The 18,102-nt window shown below is 42.8% G+C and carries 17 protein-coding genes; all 17 read right to left on the reverse strand.

Annotation, left to right across the window (positions count from 1 at the left end):
* Positions 1 to 32: 32 nt before the first annotated feature.
* The 17 genes from G608_RS0118095 to ychF all read right to left on the reverse strand — a co-directional run bounded on the left by G608_RS0118095 (position 33) and on the right by ychF (position 18,070).
* Complete coding sequence (locus tag G608_RS0118095; protein WP_026497160.1) at positions 33 to 449, reverse strand: hypothetical protein; 417 nt, start codon at positions 447 to 449, stop codon at positions 33 to 35.
* Between the two features lie 128 nt (positions 450 to 577).
* Positions 578 to 1,333, reverse strand: coding sequence for an ABC transporter ATP-binding protein (locus tag G608_RS0118100; protein WP_026497161.1), 756 nt, complete (start codon positions 1,331 to 1,333; stop codon positions 578 to 580).
* A 23-nt stretch (positions 1,334 to 1,356) separates the two neighbouring features.
* Positions 1,357 to 2,151, reverse strand: coding sequence for an ABC transporter ATP-binding protein (locus tag G608_RS21870; RefSeq protein ID WP_051209522.1), 795 nt, complete (start codon positions 2,149 to 2,151; stop codon positions 1,357 to 1,359).
* A gap of 26 nt (positions 2,152 to 2,177) precedes the next feature.
* On the reverse strand, positions 2,178 to 3,017 hold the full coding sequence (locus G608_RS0118110) for an ABC transporter permease (protein ID WP_051209524.1): 840 nt from the start codon (positions 3,015 to 3,017) through the stop codon (positions 2,178 to 2,180).
* Positions 3,017 to 3,961 carry an ABC transporter permease gene (locus G608_RS0118115; RefSeq protein WP_026497163.1) on the reverse strand — a complete coding sequence of 315 codons (945 nt, stop codon included), beginning with the start codon at positions 3,959 to 3,961 and terminating at the stop codon, positions 3,017 to 3,019. The genes G608_RS0118110 and G608_RS0118115 overlap by 1 nt, the downstream gene beginning before the upstream one ends.
* A 55-nt stretch (positions 3,962 to 4,016) precedes the next feature.
* Positions 4,017 to 5,630, reverse strand: a complete 1,614-nt coding sequence (locus G608_RS0118120) for an ABC transporter substrate-binding protein (protein WP_051209526.1) — start codon at positions 5,628 to 5,630, stop codon at positions 4,017 to 4,019.
* 120 nt (positions 5,631 to 5,750) lie between these two features.
* The gene (gene nrdR, locus G608_RS0118125; protein ID WP_026497165.1) at positions 5,751 to 6,263 is read right to left on the reverse strand and encodes a transcriptional regulator NrdR; all 513 of its coding nucleotides are present in this window, start codon (positions 6,261 to 6,263) and stop codon (positions 5,751 to 5,753) included.
* 347 nt (positions 6,264 to 6,610) lie between these two features.
* Entirely contained in the window at positions 6,611 to 7,879 is a 1,269-nt protein-coding gene (ftsZ, locus tag G608_RS0118130) for a cell division protein FtsZ (RefSeq protein WP_026497166.1), read from the reverse strand.
* Between the two features lie 76 nt (positions 7,880 to 7,955).
* Entirely contained in the window at positions 7,956 to 8,681 is a 726-nt protein-coding gene (locus G608_RS21875) for a cell division protein FtsQ/DivIB (protein WP_035796216.1), read from the reverse strand.
* An 85-nt stretch (positions 8,682 to 8,766) separates the two neighbouring features.
* Positions 8,767 to 9,915, reverse strand: coding sequence for an FtsW/RodA/SpoVE family cell cycle protein (locus tag G608_RS0118140; protein WP_026497167.1), 1,149 nt, complete (start codon positions 9,913 to 9,915; stop codon positions 8,767 to 8,769).
* A gap of 17 nt (positions 9,916 to 9,932) precedes the next feature.
* Positions 9,933 to 11,306: a UDP-N-acetylmuramoyl-L-alanine--D-glutamate ligase gene (gene murD, locus G608_RS0118145; RefSeq protein ID WP_026497168.1), complete on the reverse strand. Its 1,374-nt coding sequence runs from the start codon at positions 11,304 to 11,306 to the stop codon at positions 9,933 to 9,935.
* A gap of 15 nt (positions 11,307 to 11,321) precedes the next feature.
* Entirely contained in the window at positions 11,322 to 13,640 is a 2,319-nt protein-coding gene (locus G608_RS21880) for a penicillin-binding transpeptidase domain-containing protein (RefSeq protein WP_051209527.1), read from the reverse strand.
* 22 nt (positions 13,641 to 13,662) lie between these two features.
* On the reverse strand, positions 13,663 to 14,109 hold the full coding sequence (locus G608_RS21885) for a hypothetical protein (protein WP_035796219.1): 447 nt from the start codon (positions 14,107 to 14,109) through the stop codon (positions 13,663 to 13,665).
* An 85-nt stretch (positions 14,110 to 14,194) separates the two neighbouring features.
* Positions 14,195 to 15,139, reverse strand: a complete 945-nt coding sequence (gene rsmH / locus G608_RS0118160; protein WP_026497169.1) for a 16S rRNA (cytosine(1402)-N(4))-methyltransferase RsmH — start codon at positions 15,137 to 15,139, stop codon at positions 14,195 to 14,197.
* Positions 15,140 to 15,229: 90 nt separating this feature from the next.
* Positions 15,230 to 15,670, reverse strand: coding sequence for a division/cell wall cluster transcriptional repressor MraZ (gene mraZ, locus G608_RS0118165; RefSeq protein ID WP_026497170.1), 441 nt, complete (start codon positions 15,668 to 15,670; stop codon positions 15,230 to 15,232).
* Positions 15,671 to 15,948: 278 nt separating this feature from the next.
* Positions 15,949 to 16,869 (reverse strand): CPBP family intramembrane glutamic endopeptidase, encoded by a 921-nt coding sequence (locus G608_RS0118170; RefSeq protein ID WP_051209529.1) that lies wholly within the window; start codon positions 16,867 to 16,869, stop codon positions 15,949 to 15,951.
* Between the two features lie 103 nt (positions 16,870 to 16,972).
* The gene (ychF, locus tag G608_RS0118175; protein ID WP_026497172.1) at positions 16,973 to 18,070 is read right to left on the reverse strand and encodes a redox-regulated ATPase YchF; all 1,098 of its coding nucleotides are present in this window, start codon (positions 18,068 to 18,070) and stop codon (positions 16,973 to 16,975) included.
* Positions 18,071 to 18,102 lie beyond the last annotated feature (32 nt).

Below are 18,102 nucleotides of genomic sequence, written 5' to 3' on the forward strand. Positions count from 1 at the left end.
AAGTTGAATCCTGCTCGAAAAAGTTTCTGAAATTATTTTCTTATAACTGTACCATCCTCATCGCTGAAAATAACGTCGGTGTTCTTACCTGTTGTCAAAGCTCCGTTTCCTACAAAGTACTGATACTCATGAAGGACTGAATCCTTCTGCATTGCGGAAACTGCTTTTTTCATAACTCCTGACTGTATGCCCCCAATGTTGCCAAGTCCGATAAGCGAATTATCTCTGTTACCAAGTGTGATCTGAATATTATCAAGTGAAGAATTTCTTCGCTGTGCTTTCTGTTCAGGTTCCTTCACAGCATCTGAAACAGTTTTATTATCACTCTGCTCAGGCTGATAAGAAAGTGCATCATATCTCGGAGATCCAACATTCCCGGGGGAAGCTATTGATTTATCATAAGATGTATTCAGATATGCGTTCTCTGCCTTATAACCGTCTAAACGCATGGCCCCCTCCTTTCTTCATACCATATTATTTTATCTTAATTCATGGCATGATTCAATCTTCGACCTGCATCTGTTAGCTATATCGGCAAGAATGTTTCAATACTTAACAGTTAAATTGAAATTTTACATCATTTTCTGATTCCGGCTGCACGTAAAAGCTCTTTCGTGTACTCAGAAGAAGGATTTTTATAAACGCTTTTTGTCTCTCCGTACTCCTGAATAATGCCATCCTTCATAACCGCCACATGATCGCATATCTGATAAATAACTCTGAGATCATGGGATATGAAAAGAATGGTGATTCCCATATTCCTGTGAAGCTGTTGCAAAAGCTCAAGTATCTGAGCCTGAATAGTAACATCAAGGGCTGAAACAGGCTCATCTGCCACCAGCACCTTAGGATTTCTCATAAGTGCTACTCCAATGCTGATACGCTGCCTCTGTCCGCCTGACAGCTGAGATGGATATCTGTCCAGCATATTTTCCGTAAGCCCTACTGCCTTGATGATTTCCTTAACTCTCTTTTCGCGCTCTTCTTTTGTCCATTTATACTTCTTGTCGGACTTAAGAGGTTCCTCCAAAAGCCAGCCGATTTTCTTACTGGGATTAAGGGAGGAATAGGGATCCTGGAAAACCATCTGCGGATCAGAATATTTCTGTTCCAGCACGCCGTCATAGATCTTGTTCATGCCAACAATAGTCTTGGCAAGGGTTGATTTGCCGCATCCGGATTCTCCTGCAAGGCCCAGAATCTCACCCTCGTAGACGTCAAGATCTACCCCTTTTAAAACATGATTCATCCTGTCTTTACTAAAGGGTGTCTTTTTATGATTTTTATAATATACATTCAGATTCCTGATCTGAATTACTCTTTCCTGTTCCATACTGTTTCCTGTATACAAAAACCTCACAGATCAATCTGCGGTATTGCTGCGATCAGCTTTCTTGTATAGCTCATCTTAGGTGATCTGAATATTTCCTCAACGTTGCCTGTCTCAACTATATTGCCGGACTGCATGACTATTACTCTCTGGCAAAGCTGCCTTATAAGTGAAAGATCATGGGATATGAAAATAATGGCAGTTCCCTTTTCCTTGTTAAGCTTTCTTAAAAGCTCGACTATCTGTGCCTGAATCGTAACATCAAGGGCTGTCGTGGGCTCGTCTGCTATAAGGATTCTTGGCTCTGCTATCATTGCCGCAGCGATCATAACTCTCTGTCTCATACCGCCTGACAGCTCATGAGGGTACATGTCATATACCTTCTCAGGCTCACGGAGGCCAACAGCATCCATCATCTCGATGGCCTTTTTCTTCCTTGTAACCTTATCGATCTCCTTATGATGGATTCTGAGGGATTCCTCAACCTGCCAGCCAATCTTTTTTACCGGATTAAGTGAGGTCATAGGCTCCTGGAAAATAATGGAAATCTCATCACCCTGATAGGATCTTAAAATCTTACGGTCACAGGTAAGAAGATCGTGGCCGTCAAACATTATCCTTCCGTTTTTGGTAAGAGCATGTCTCTTAAGTAGTCCTGCTATCGCAAGGGCACTCATACTTTTACCCGAGCCGGACTCACCAACTATACCGACGATCTCGCCCTTTTCCAGCATGAGGTCAAAGTCCTCAACAACAGTTTCAGGCTTATCATGATCGTGAAACTCAATATGAAGATCTGTTACATCTAAAATAACTTCCATGTAAAATCTCCTAAAATAGATCTAAATCAATAATTTGAGATTCTCTTAATTCCTTCGCTGAGGAATGAAAAGCCCAAAACCATAATAACTATCACAACACCTATGCTGATAACATAGCTGGGTCTGTTGAAAAGATAACTCTGTGCGTCAGAGAGCATATTTCCAAGGCTTGCATAGGGCGGCTGCGCACCGATTCCAAGGAAGCTGAGTCCTGCCTCTGCAAGAACCGCATTATTAAAGCCTATCATTATGGACGACATAAGAACGCCTACCGTGTTTGGCAAAATGTGCACGAAAATAATTCTCATATCCGACACGCCCTGAAGTCTCGCCACCTCTACGTAGTCCATGTTTTTACTTCTAAGAAACTCACCTCTTACTATTCTGGCAAAGCTTGGAACAAAGGAAATTCCAAGGGCTACTGCAACCTGATATGTACCTGTTCCAAAGAGGCTGACAAATACCAGTGAAAGCAGAATACTGGGAAAAGCAAGCATGGCATCAATAACTCTCATGCTTACCTCATCGAAGATACCGCCAAAGTAACCTGTGAGAGCACCGATGATAGTGCCAAGTCCTGCACCGATAACGATGGTAGATGCTGCAATTGCAAGAGTCACTCTACTACCATACATAACTCTGCTAAGCACATCCCTGCCCATGTGGTCTGTTCCCATCCAGTGCTTAAAGGAAAAGCCCTGGAGCTTTGAGGATGCATCCATCTTTGTAGGTGAATAGGGCATATAAAAGAGTCCTATGAAAACCATTAGCAGAATCACGCCTGTAAATATGCAGCCCAAAATCAGGTATGAATTTCTTTTGCCGGTGGCTTTGTTTTTTCTGAAAAGTGATAAAAATCTTTTCATTACTCCTCCACCTCGATTCTGGGATCTATGATCCTGTAAATAATATCAACCAAAAGGTTAATGACAAGTACCATTATGGCGATTCCCATGATGATGGCCTCAACAACGGGATAATCTCTGTTATTGATAGATGAGAGCAATATCCTGCTGATACCGGGTATGCCAAAAACCTGCTCAATTACTATACTTCCCGCAACCATATCTGCGAGAGCCATTCCCATAAAGGTAACTACGGGAATCATTGCATTTTTAAGGACATGGCGGTAAAGCACTGCGTTTGTTGTATTTCCTCTGCTGTAGGCCGTTCTTGTATAATCCTTACCTGCTTCCTCAATAACCGAGCCTCTAAGAAGCTTAGTGGCCATGGCTGCCTTGGGAAGAGCAATGGCAATTGCCGGCAGAATCAAATACTTTATAAACGCACCAAAGTCCTTTGTATATGAAACGAAGCCGCCGGGCTTAAATACTCTCAAAATAACCCCGAAAAAGAAGGTTATGAGAATACCTGAAAAGAAGGGCGGAATCGCCATTATTATCTGATTTAATATTGAAATGATATGATCCATGATTCCGTTTTCATGCTTGGCAATGTATATTCCAAGAGGAATTGATATAAGAACCATGACTACGAATGACATAATAGCCAGTGTAAGAGTTATCGGTATCTTCTCTGCTATCATTCCTGCAACAGGAATCTTGTAATCATAAGAAGTACCCATATCTCCCTGAATAAAAGAAGTAAACCATCTGAAATATCTTACAAGGAGTGGATCATTAAGTCCCATCTTCTCCCTGTACTGAGCAATAAGCTCCGGAGTTGCCTCTGTACCGAACATTCTGGTAACAGGATCTCCGGGAATAAGACTAAAAGCTAAAAACACGCACAGAGATACAACGAATAAAGTAAGCACCATGCTTAAAACCTTTTTCAATATATATCTCATATGCGTGTTCCTCTTTTTACTAAATTATTAAATATCCGCCGGTGTTAAGCAGTAATTACTGTGCAGGCTTGATTTTTGCAAAATCCTGCGCATAAAGCGGATAGAATGTGTATCCTGTGTAATTCTTATTGAGAACTACGAATTCAGGAAGGTCCTGAATATATACGTTTGCAGCCTTCTCGGAAAGGATCTTCTCACATTCCTTGTACTTAGCTGTCTTCTCAGCATCATCAGTTGCCTTAACTGCTGCTGCAAGAGCTGCATCATAATCTGAATCGCTGAAGTTGATGAAGTTGTTATGTGCATCTGAACCATATCTGGAAAGAAGCGCATAAGCTGTAAGTGTAGAAGCATCAACACCTACTACTGTTGACTGGAAGTTGCGGTTTGTATAAACATCATCAAGCCATGTGTTCCACTCAACCTCCTGGATAGTAGCGTTTACACCGATCTCCTTGAACTGCTCAACAAGCACCTGTGCTGTATCAACGTGCTGTGTGTAGTTTGAAGGAACAGTGATTGTGAAATCAAAGCCGTTAGGATATCCTGCCTCAGCAAGAAGCTCCTTAGCCTTAGCTGTATCCTGGTTGTATGTATCGTTAAGACTTTCATCAAAGTACTTACCGAATGAAGGGAACATGCTACTTCCGATTTCTGTACCCTTACCATCTGAAACGAAATCCATGATTGTCTGAGGATCTATTGCATAGCAGAGAGCCTGACGTACCTTAACGTTATCAAAGGGCTCTTTTGCATTGTTGAGGTAAAGAGCCTGTACAAGGTTCATGGTTCCTTCATAAACATCAAACTTATCGGAAAGCTGTGATACCTGAGCACTTGTTACACGTGCGTACATATCAAGTGAGCCGCCCTCTAATTCCATTACGATTGAATCTGAGTTAGCTACAACCTTAAGAGTGATATCCTTGATGTAAGCTGCATCGCCCCAGTACTCATCAAACTTTGTAAGGATTACATTCTCCTGGGGAGAACGTGAAACAAACTTGTAAGGGCCTGTTCCGATAGGGTTACCCTCGGGATCCTCGTTTGATGCAGGTATGATAGAAACTATCATATATGCAAGGAACTCAGTGTTTGCTTCCTTAAGTGTCATTACAATTGTGGACTCGTCCGGTGTCTCAACACTTTCAATATTAGAAAATGCCGATATCAACGGATCACTTCCATCGGTACCGGCATTACGCTCAATCGAATATTTTACATCCTCTACCGTAACCGTGGATCCATCATGGAACTTAACTCCATCTCTCAGTGTGAAGGTATAAGTCTTTCCATCATCTGAAATTGTGTAGTCGCTGGCTATGGCAGGCTGAAGATTACCATCTGAATCAGGCTTTACCAGTCCTTCGTAAACATTGAACAGTATCTCTCTGGTTCCCGCTGATTTTGCAAGATGCGGGTCCATACTGTCAATATCCTGAGGAATACCGATAGTAATCTGTGAAAGATCATCCGCTGATACAGTGCCGTCTCCGTTACCTGCTTCACTGTTCACCTCTGAACTAGCGTCTGCAGTCTGTCCATTCGCATCTGTAGTGGAATCGTCTGCCTTTTTACTTGAGCATCCGCCCAATGTAAGAGTCAGTGTCGTCAACACAACTAAGAGAATAGAAAGGCCTCTCTTCCTCTCAATCTTTTTCTTCATCATGTTACAATCCTTCTTTCTGTATTAAATTTTACCGGAGTACTAAAGCACCTTGATTACATGCCGTTCATACTCGCGCCTATAAAACTATACGGAAAGATAGGTCACGTGTCAAGGGCACTATTATTCTTTTTTAAGAAGGGGTGTACTTTTGTCCGTTGAATCTGTAATAACGCCTTCCTCTTCCTTCTCAAGAACAATCTTGAGCTCATCCATGAAGGTGTTAACATCCTTGAACTCACGATAAACTGATGCGAATCTTACATAAGCAACAGGATCAAGATTCTTCATCTTATCCATGCAAAGCTCGCCGATGATACGGCTGGGAATTTCCTTCTGTTCAAGGTTAAATACTTCTGTCTCAACAGCATCAACAATCTGAGTAATCTGTTCAGCGCTGACAGGTCTCTTATGACATGCTCTCAGAACACCGGCCTCAATCTTAGCACGATTGTAGGGCTCACGATTATTATCCTTCTTGATTACGATAAGAGGGATAGTCTCGACCTTCTCATAGGTTGTAAATCTCTTCCCACAGGAATCGCAGACACGTCTGCGTCTGATGGAAGTGTTCTCATCAGCAGGTCTGGAATCGATTACACGAGTGTTGTCTTTACCGCAAAAGGGACATTTCATAACACTAACCTTTCTGTGTATTGCACACAATCAATGTCAATATTTTGGGTTTTGAATTTAAACCCACACAAATTATTGTAACACCATTTTTCGTAATTATCCACACAAAATATCATGTAAAAATAGTATAAAATAGGATTTTAGCTATGAGAGAACAAAGAGTCGCTTGCGACTCTTTGCGCGCTGGTGCGCGCAAGCTTTAGCTTGCAAAATTCATCTGCGCACCAGTCGCATCCTTAGCGGAGCGCTTTTTATTCAATAGGAAATCCGAAGGAATTTCCTATTGAATAAAAAAAGAACAACTGCAGGTTTGCAGTTGTTCTTATATATTCATTAAACACTATCTGTTATTTCTTCTGTAAGAAATCCGGTATTGTAAGACTTCTGGGTGCTACACTGCTGCGAACCTCAGGTGTTGATCTAAGTCCGGGTGCGGGCTTAGCTGTCTGCTGAGTGGGAGCAGGTGTAGAAGCAGTCTTCTGAGCAGCATTCTGAACTGCATTAGCATTCTCAAGTGTGCTTATTGTAGGCTGCACAGTAGTCTGTGGAGTTATTGTCTGAGCTGTGGGCTGCTGTACTGTTGTCTGTGCCGGAGCTGCCTGTGTAGCAGTGGGCTGAGTTGTTGTCTGAGGACGAGTTGTAACCTTAGGTAAAGGTCCGTTGTTCTTATCCTCGATACCTGTAGCAATAACAGTTACGTTACAGGAATCAGACATTGTCTCATCATACATAGCACCAAAGATGATATTTGCATCATCACCTGCAAGATTACGGATGTAATCAGCTGCAATGGAACCATCCATAAGTGAGATATCACCGGATACATTGATGATAACGTTGGATGCACCATTGATCTTGGTCTCAAGAAGAGGTGACTCAACTGCCATCTTAACAGCGTCTGTAGCCTTATCGTCACCCTTACCGGATCCGATACCGATATGAGCAATACCCTTATCCTTCATGACTGTCTGTACATCAGCGAAGTCAAGATTGATAGCTGCAGGAACATTGATAAGATCAGTGATTCCCTGAACAGCCTGCTGAAGTACTTCGTCAGCCTTCTTAAGAGCATCAGGCATAGTAGTACGTCTGTCTACAATCTGAAGTAACTTATCGTTAGGGATAACGATAAGAGTATCAACATTGTTCTTGATGGTATTAATACCATTCAGTGCGTTCTGCATACGAACTCTTGCCTCGAAAGCAAAAGGCTTCGTTACTACACCAACAGTAAGAATACCCATATCCTTTGCAAGCTTAGCAACAACAGGAGCCGCACCGGTACCGGTACCGCCACCCATACCACAGGTAACAAATACCATGTCAGCCCCCTTAAGAGCCTCGGTAATCTCCTCCTGACTTTCTTCAGCTGCTTTCTGACCGATTTCAGGCTTGGCTCCCGCACCAAGTCCCTTAGTCAGCTTCTCTCCTATCTGTAAAAGCTTAGGCGCTTTGCAAAGCTGAAGTGCCTGCTTATCTGTATTAATCCCGATAAATTCAACACCGGAAATACTTTCTTCCACCATTCTGTTAACAGCGTTATTTCCTGCACCGCCAACCCCAACAACTATGATCTTGGCACCGGATTCTGCCTCGTTTGACTTTATTTCAAGCAAGATAGTGCTCCTCCTTCATAACTAAAACTCCTAAACTATATTATAATCTTTTTAGAAATTTTACAACATAGAATTTTTATTTTTTCTCTTCAAAAGTAATGTTCTGAGTATTTGAACTATAGTCTGACATTTCCAACACACCGCTTTTGCCCTCGAGTTTCGGCAAAATATACTGTAGCTGTATGATTTTCTCATCAATATTTTCATTAGTTCCCAAACTTACTTCCACGGAACCAAAGTAAATATAAATGTGAAATTCGCTGTCAAAAAATATTTTATCGGCTTCCAGTTCATATTTTGTTAATACTTGTGTAACATCCAGAATTTCGGCAAAAATACTCTCATCCTCAACGGGAAGCTTTTCATGGAGAACCACGTAGTCAAAGCTAAGGCCAAGCACCAGAGGAACACCCTCCGAGGGTTCGCTGGAGGTCTCGACCACTATTCCGTCTCTGTCAAAATAAATATATCTGTCGAGGTACTTAACATATCCGGCTACAGCCTTCTCATAGACATTGATCTTGATGGTGTCGGGAGAAACGACCTCAACGTCCATTTTTTCCACAAAGGGGATACCTGTAATGGCCTTATTTCGGTATTTAAACGACAGATAGATGGAGTTATGACCGAATCTTCCATCCATGACCATGTCCATTATTTCCTGATCGGTGTAGTGCGTATTTCCGTCAACATATGTATTTACAACCGTATAATTTTTATAGATATATATTCCGGCAGACAAAGCCGCAATAAGAAGGACAATCGCGAAACCGCCGAGAATAAAAAGACTTTTGTGTAACATAAACAGCTCCCCAAAGCTCATTCGGGGAGCACTTTCCCTATATCCTTTTACACGCTTTCGTCTTTTAACCATCACCACGTTCTACTCAAAGTTCAATATTTCTCGCGACGTTAAACACAATTCCAATCTCAATCAGCAAAAATACGGTAGCACTTCCGCCGTAGCTGATAAAGGGCAGAGTGATACCCGTGTTGGGGATTGTGTTGGTCACAACGGCCACGTTAAGAATTACCTGCAGTGCGATATGTCCTATAACGCCAATAACAAGCAGCGCCCCGTACATATCCGGTGCATTATTGGCCACGATGACCATTCGCCAAATAAGCAGTGCAAACATGAAAAGAACCGCAATTGCTCCGAAAAGCCCCAGTTCCTCACATATAATAGAAAATATCATATCATTTTGAGCTTCAGGAATAAAGCCCAGCTTCTGCATGCTTTCGCCAAGACCTTTTCCGAATATTCCGCCGGAGCCTATGGCATACAAGGCCTGAAGTGTCTGATAGCCCTTATCGTTTACATAAGCCTCAGGATCAAGCCATGCAAGGATTCGTACGAATCTGAAATTAAGCTCGCTGTTATATCCCGCCTTCGCGACAGAAAATACAACTATGGCCGCCAACCCCACGAGACCGGTGACGATCAGTATAAATCTTCGATATCCAGGAGTTGATACAAAAAGCATCAGGAAAGTAATTCCGTAAATAATGATCGCAGAGCTTAGGTTTTCAGTGATCTGCCAGACCATAATACTTATTGGCGCAGGAATCATGAAGGTGATCCAAAAGCCCCTTGTGGTTGCAATATTTCTGTTTATCGCAGCTATAAGAGACGCCATTACTATGATCATGCACAGCTTTGCGACCTCAGCAGGCTGAATACCCACAGGGCCGAATCTGAGCCATCTTCTGGCACCGTTTACCTCTTTACCAAGTGCAGTCTTAACAAGAAGGACTACTACTGCTGATACCGCATACAAAAATATCGCAAACTTTTTATAAATCCGATACGGTATCCTTGAAACAACGGCCATTATTACTATTCCCAGCACAGTAAAGCCAAGCTGCTTCTTGAAATAATACGCTGAATCATGGTAATCGATAGCAGCCTCGTATGAACTTGTTGAATATAGCATGATCAGACCAAAAGTAAGCAGAAACAGCACGATAAAAATCATACTGTAATCCACGTACAGCTCTCTCTTTGGTCTGTCGATGGTTCTTACTGCCTGCATAAATCTCCCCTCAAGGCTTACTTAAGACCGTTTACATAGTCCTTAAACTGTTTACCGCGCACCTCATAGCTGGGGAACATATCCCAGCTTGCACACGCAGGTGAAAGTAAAACCGCATCTCCTGAAACAGCATTGTCACTACAATATTTAAGTGCATCCTTAAAGGAATCCATGAAAACATAATCATGGAAGCCGTTTTTATCTGCACACTGTGCTATCTTTTCCTTGGTTGCACCAATGAGAACAAGCTTTTTAACCTTTCCGTCAAAGGCATTGATCCACTCATCATACTCACTGCCCTTATCATAACCTCCGCCAATGAGGTATGTGGGCCTGCACATTGCCTTGATACCCTGAATTGCAGCATCGGGATTTGTTCCCTTTGAATCGTTGTAATAGGTTACTCCGTTTTTGGTAGCAACGTATTCTATTCTGTGTTCAACTGCCTTGAAGTCATGAACCACCTTAAGAATTGTCTCCATGGGTACATCCATGGCTCTGCCCATGGCGATAGCTGCCATAACATTCTCATAATTACATGTACCTACAAGATTCATATCATTAACATTCATGACAAAGGTTGAATTGCCATTCTCCGCATACATGATCTCATCATCAACAAGGTAGTAACCGTTATCAAGCTTTGATGAAGATGAGAAAAATACCACCTTAGCAGGGCATCTGTCCGCAAAAGCTCTTGTGTATTCGTTATCGTAATTGAGAACGCAGGTGTCCTCTTTTGTCTGATTATTGGTAATATTCTCCTTCATGGAAGCATAGCATTCCATGGTATGATGTCTGTTTAAATGATCGGGTGTGATGTTGAGAATAGCTGAAACTGAGGCATGAAAATTCTCAACAGCTTCAAGCTGGAAGCTGCTTATTTCGCCGATTGAAACCGTGTCATCAGTCATCTCAAGAGCACGCTCTGCGTAGGAATATCCGATATTTCCAACTACATAGGTAGATGCAAAATGAGCTGCCATTATCTCACCAACAAGTGTTGTAGTTGTGGTCTTACCATTTGTGCCTGTTATTGCCACCATTCTGCCTTTTGCAAAATTATAGGCAAGCTCTATCTCACTCCACACCGGGATTCCGGCCTCTTTGAGTCTGAGCATGATGGGTGAGTCCATAGGAACCGCAGGGCTTGGCACCACAAGAACGATTTCCTTTATTTTTTCATCGGGAAGCTGGCCAATTATAATCTCAGGTTCCTCACCTTTATAGCCCTCAAGCTTTACCCTTACTTCTCTCTCATATACCTTTGTATTTTCATCAAGAATAACGGGAACCGCCCCAGCTTTTCCAAGAAGCTTAGCACTTCCGATGCCGGAAATGCCTGTTCCGATTATAAGTACCTTGTTACCTTTTAAATCCTGTGCTTTCATAACAATTCTCCCCTTTTATTCGCCAAAATCAGGAAGCGGATCTCCACCGATCATGTGTCCGTCCTCCGGATCAATAAATCCACCTGTTTCCGGGTCAATATAATACCCCGTTTCGGGATCCATTTCAAATGACTTCCATATAGGTCCTTTGTTTTCATCCTCGTCTTCGCCGATGTTTTCAGGGTTTTCCTCGCCCTCAGGAATTTTTTCCCAAATTCCATCTGTGCCATCTGCGCCGTCTTCTGTGACAGCATTTTCATCACCCTCGGCATTCTCACCGGATTCGCCTTCTGCACCTTCTACGCCCTCAGCAGCTTCGCCTTCCTCGCCATCTTCGGATTCCACAACCTCTGCCTCCTGCGCAGCACTCATCATGATTTCCTTTTCTCTGAGTGCTTCAAGCTCTGCCTGCTCTTCCTCGGTTACAGGCTCTGTCATAGGAAAGTTGAGATAAGGGAGTGCTTCTGTAAGAACAGCTCTTACTATTCTTGTGGCAAACTTCGCATCGTCCTGCTCAACTGTATTTGGTCTGTCTACCACAACGTAAATCGCAATCTGGGGATCATTTGCAGGAGCATAGCCCATGAAGGAAACCACGTACTGTCTGTTTCCACGGGGTACTGTCTGAGCTGTTCCTGTCTTTCCGCCGATCATGTAGCCTGCGGGTCTTGCTGTTTTACCTGTACCCTCTTCACCGGCTACAACCTGGTTACAATACTCAATTATTTTATCTGAGGTAGACTCAGAAACCGTCTGTCTTAAAATTCTGGGTTCAATGCTCTTAACTGTTGCTCCGGATGAATTCTGGATCTTGCTTACAACGTGAGGCTCGTAAAAGTTTCCGCCGTTCACAAGTGAGCTGAAGGCAGTGATCATCTCGATCATATCTACGTTAAAGCCCTGTCCGAAGGTACCTGTTGCAAGCTCTGTTGAGCCCATATTTTCAGCTGTGTAGGTAAGGCCTTCTGTTCTTGCTTCCCCGGCAAGATCAACGTTTGTCTTAAGGCCGAAGCCAAACTGCTTCTGGAATTTGCAGAAGATATCCTGACCGATTACCTGACCGATTTTCATCATGGCAACGTTACAGGAAATCTCTATTCCACGCTCAACAGAAACTGCGCCGTCACCGTATCTGTTGTGGCAGTGAATTTTGTAGCCACCGATTTCGAGGTAACCGTTACAGTCATATACTTCGTTACCTGTTATTTTTCCTGCTTCAAGTCCTGTAGCTACAGTAAAGGGCTTCGCAACGGAACCGGGCTCGTAGGTGTCTGATATGCAGAAATTCCTCCAAAGAGCATTGAGGTTCCACATTTTCTCCTCATCACTCATGCCATCAAGCATTTCCTGGTTAATGTAAACACCGGAATCATATATGCTCTCACCGGCAACCTTGTTACCGTTTTCATCTACTCTTGGCATTCCAATGAGATTTTCCAGATTCTTGGTATCATTCAGGTCAAATGTGGGATAGCTGGCCATAGCAAGGATGTCTCCGGTATGGATATCCATCATGATACAGCCCACATTATTTGCCGCATTGCCTTCTCGGGCACTGTCTTTATAGGTCTCGTTGAATTCGCGAAGGTGCTTTTCTACTATTGACTGGAGATTACCGTCAATTGTGGAAACAATAGTGTTTCCGTCAATTGCAGGGATTGTGGTTCTCTCAAGGTTAGAATCCTCATCGAGATAACCATAAATTCGGCCGTTTGATCCGCTAAGCTCGTCGTTGTAATACTCTTCAAGTCCGAAAATCCCGTTGTTATCGCTTGTGGTAAAGCCCACAACGTCAGCCGCCATGGAGCCGTTGGGATATTTTCTGATGTAGTTTTCTTCAAACCATACACCCTGAATGAGCTTGTTATAATTTTCAGTGCCGTAAGTTATCATGGACTGGAATTCACTGATCTCATCATAGGAAAGCTGTTTTGCCAGCGTATAGTACTGTGAATTCGGGTTATCAGCTATATATTTTCTGATCTCGCTCTCATCAAAGCCAAAATGCGAAACCAGAGCTTCCACTGTGGGTTCTAAGAATTTTTCATCGGAAAGGATTATCTTGGCATCAAGAATTACGTTGTAAACCTTTTCACTGTAGGCAAGAACCGTTCCGTTTGCATCTACAATCTCACCTCTTCTGAAGGGAATTGTTGATGAGTCGTATTTTTGCTGGGATAAAACCTGCTTTTCATACTCTTTTCCATTGTCTCTTGTGATTACAAAAAGTCTGACTCCAAGCAGTACAAAAGCTAGCAGTATGATTGCGAACAGTACTGCCAGCTTCTTTTTCATTGCCAATGTGAATTTTTGGGTGTTCTTTTTCTTACTCATAACTTACTTCCGGGCATTCCTTTTAATTTCCATCCGGTATCGGTGCAACCTGTCTTACATAGTCGTTTCCGCCGCCACCTGAATAAGTAACAATCTGTCCTTCAGTAGCATAAGTCATACCATATTCGCCTATGGCGATTCTTTTTATTTCCTCAAGATCAAGATTGCTAACCGCTTTATTATAAGCCTCATCATTGTCTTGTTTCAAACTATTTAATCTGGCCTCCATGGTTGATATTGTTTTTACGCTGTTTTTAATATCAGCCTGAAGTGTTATATACATTGAAAGTACGCCGCCTGCAAGGACTACTGCAAGTGAAAGTCCAAGCAGTGTAGGAAGGCTCATTCTGTGTGCTCTTTTTCTTGCCTGTGCTCTCTTCTGAACATGAAGGGGCACTTCTCTATCCTGTCTTCTGACAGGCGCATTATGTTTTCTTACGGTGTTTCCGTAAACGTAATTTCTCTCCATAATATTCCCCCGCTAATCCCCATAAATTCAGTGCACCGGGATTTAACGTCTAGTCTTCATTTTTTGTCCCCATAAGAAATGTAATTTAGGATTCTTCTCTTTTCTCGAATACCCTAAGTTTTGCACTTGCGCTTCTGGAATTCTCTGAAAGCTCCTGCTCTGAAGGCAGAATAGGTTTTCTTGTGATTACTTTTCCTTTTGATTTTTTGCCGCATACACATATCGGAATTTCCGGAGGGCATGTGCATGGGTTTTCATTTTTTCTGAAATTGTTTTTAACAATTCGGTCCTCAAGCGAATGGAAGGTTATTACGCATATCCTTCCGCCGGGAGCCAGAAAATCTATCATTCCGTCGAGAGAGTTTTCAAGGACGTCGAGTTCCCTGTTACAGGCAATTCTAAGTGCCTGAAAGGTTCTCTTTGAGGGGTGTCCTCCTTTTTCTCTCATCCTCGCAGGAATGGCAGCCTTGATTATGTCGTTTAATTCAAAAGTAGTTTCTATAGGCTTTTCGCTTCGTCTTGCAACTATGTGCTTGGCGATGTTTTTGGCGAATTTATCTTCGCCATAGTTTTTTATGATATGAAAAATCTCCATTTCAGAGAATTCATTCACAATTGTTCCGGCAGTAAGCTCCTGCCTTCTGTCCATTCTCATATCGAGAGGTGTATCGAATCTGTAGGTGAAGCCTCTCTCTTCGTTATCAAGCTGGAATGAAGAAACTCCAAGATCAAGCAGAATTCCATCCACGCTGTCTATTCCAAGCTCTCTTATTCTGCTGACAGCATTTTCGTAGTTGTCACGGATGATGGTCACTCTGTCGCCAAAGGGCTTAAGTCTTTCGCTGGCCGCTTTTATGGCATCTTCATCCTGATCAATACCGATAAGTCTCCCTTTATCGGAAAGCTTTTCGGCAATATGGCTGGAATGTCCGGCACCGCCCAGTGTTCCATCTACATAAATGCCATCAGGCTTTATATTCAGATTGTCTATTACTTCATTTAGAAGTACTGAGTAATGCTTGAATTCCATTTGCTCTCTTTCCTTATATCAGGTGCTGCGCCAAATATAACTCCGCGTGTTTCAGACACCATGCACCAGACTCGAAGTGCTTCGCATGGCTTAGATGCTTAAGCCGTACTCACTCATCTTGGCTGCGATGCTGTCTATATCATCAAAGGTTGTGGCATCCTCCCACTTATCCTTGCTCCAGATCTCGACGCGATTGCCGACACCTGCAACAACTGCTTCCTTTTCAATTGAAGCGTGGGTCAGCCAGTTGGATTTAAGAAGTATTCTTCCCTGCTTATCAAGCTCAACATCGTCAGCACCTGCCATGAAGAATCTTCCAAGCTGTCTGGCTCCGGGTATATCCATGGGCAAAGCTTTGAGCTTCTCTTCAAAGGCGTCCCAACCTTCCTGATCAAACGCAAAAAGACATCCATCAAAGCCCTTTGTTACAACGAACTGTTCTCCGAGCAGGTCGCGAAACTTGGCCGGGATGATCAGTCGCCCTTTTGCATCGATTGAATGGCTATATTCGCCCTTGTATGCCTTTCCCATTAATTTCTACCACATTCCACCACTTTGTGACACTTTTTACCACCTACATGTATAATAAACCATTTTTTTACATTTAACAACCTCATGAAAAGCTCATTTTGTCTGATTTTGGGCACAAAAAAGCCCCTCACCGTCCGGTGGGAGACTCACCCATACAAGATATTGTATTTGTCGACATTTTGTCGACATATATTGTGCCTGTGATATTTTTTGTAAATTGCTAAATTTTTATAAACTTTTATGCCGGAACTTTCATGCGGATGTATTTGTTCGTTTTATCAAAACTCAGACTGTTTTTCCTTACTGCTCTCATACCTTGATTTAAATACAAGTCCGGCCACAATAAATAACGGGAGCCCTGCCAGAAGGCCATTTGGTGCAGGTCCTAAAAGTCTGAAGCTTCCGGTATCCGGCACGCATAGCGCTATCGGAATTGTTGCAGCTGCATTTATTGACCCATGCAAAATCGCAGGGGACCATATGCATCCGCTTTTTTCATAAACCATCTCACATAAGATACCCATGGCAATTGTGAATACACAAAACAGCAACATTCCGGTAACAGGATATCCAAAGTAGTTGGAGCCGTATTCATATCCAATAAGCCCTATAATCGGCCAGTGCCACATGCCCCAGATTATTCCGCCTATTATGATTCCCTTTGTTCTGCCGAATTTCTCATTAAGCACCGGCTGCATATATCCTCTCCAGCCTGCTTCCTCACCGATTGCAGCAAACATATTCAGAAAAGGCGCATACAGCGAAGCGCTGGCAGATGTGATCAGAATATACTGAAAATAGGAAATACCCTGATTATCCAGTTCCTTCAGAGCAGCCGTTCCGGCATCTCCCGATGCAGAGAGTATATACTGTCCGGTCAGATCAAGATGTTTTGAAAAGATCAGGAAGTATATTACCGCGCCAATTGCTGTGAGCACTGTCGGTGCAAACCATGCAAAAAGAAGCGTTCCTATATTGCCTTTTAATTTGGGTTTCCAGCCCATTCCATTAAGTTTTTCTCCGGAAATAAGAACCGCAATCAATGGGACATACATCATAACAGCCATAAGAAGCTGCCCTTCAGACCTTCCTCCATTCTGATATAGCATCCATACGGCAACCTGCATTGTCCATGCAATGATAAATACCCAGCGAAGGTATTTCATTAAATTAGAGTCTGTGTTTTTTGTAGTGTTCATAATATACCTCTTTCTTTGGGATTAAATAATCTAAAAGAAGGTACCAATCGGCAATCTGTCTTGCATTGGTACCTTCGATATTTTGCTGCTATGCTTTAAATTATCACACGTTGAATCTGAACAGGATCACGTCTCCGTCCTGTACTACATATTCCTTACCTTCCATGCGGACAAGGCCTTTCTCCTTTGCTGCTGCAATGGAACCCTCACGAAGAAGGTCTTCGTAATTGATAACCTCAGCCTTGATGAAACCACGCTCAAAGTCTGTGTGAATCTTACCTGCTGCCTGGGGTGCCTTTGTTCCGATTTTGATGGTCCATGCTCTTGTCTCATCCTCTCCTGATGTAAGGAAACTCATAAGTCCAAGAGTTCTGTAGCTTGCTGCGATGAGCTTATCAAGACCTGACTCTTTAAGACCAAGGCTCTCAAGGAACTCTGCCTTCTCATCAGCTTCAAGCTCTGAAATCTCAGCTTCAATCTGAGCACTGATTACAAATACTTCACTTCCTGACTTTGCAGCAAGCTCACGAACTGCTGCCACATACTGATTAGAAGCACCATCATCTGCAAGATCGTCATCCTTAACGTTTGCAGCGTAGATAACAGGCTTCCAGGTAAGAAGGTCATAAGTATTCATAAGAGCCTTCTCATCTTCGTCGTCAAGCTCAAGCTCTCTTGCCATCTTGCCTGCTTCAAGAACTTCCTTAATCTTATTAAGAAGCTCAAGCTCCTTAGCTGCAGTCTTATCCATTCTGGCAGCCTTGGTGGTCTTGGCAATTCTTCTCTCAAGAACTTCAAGATCAGCAAATACAAGCTCTAAGTTGATTGTCTCAATATCTCTTGCAGGATCAACATTTCCATCAACGTGAACAACGTTGGGATCCTCGAAACATCTTACAACATGTACGATTGCATCTGTCTCACGGATGTTAGCAAGGAACTGGTTTCCAAGTCCTTCACCCTTGGATGCGCCTTTAACAAGTCCCGCAATATCAACGAACTCGATTGTAGCAGGCGTAACCTTCTTAGAGTTGTAAAGGTCGCCAAGAAGCTTTAGTCTCTTATCCGGCACTGCTACGATTCCCACATTGGGATCAATTGTTGCAAAAGGATAGTTTGCAGCAAGTGCTCCTGCGTTTGTAAGTGAATTAAAAAGGGTACTCTTTCCGACGTTCGGAAGCCCCACTATGCCTAGTTTCATTTTCTATATATCTCCTTCTAAAAAATGCTTTA

Source organism: Butyrivibrio sp. WCD3002, from assembly GCF_000424265.1.
Lineage (GTDB): Bacteria > Bacillota > Clostridia > Lachnospirales > Lachnospiraceae > Butyrivibrio.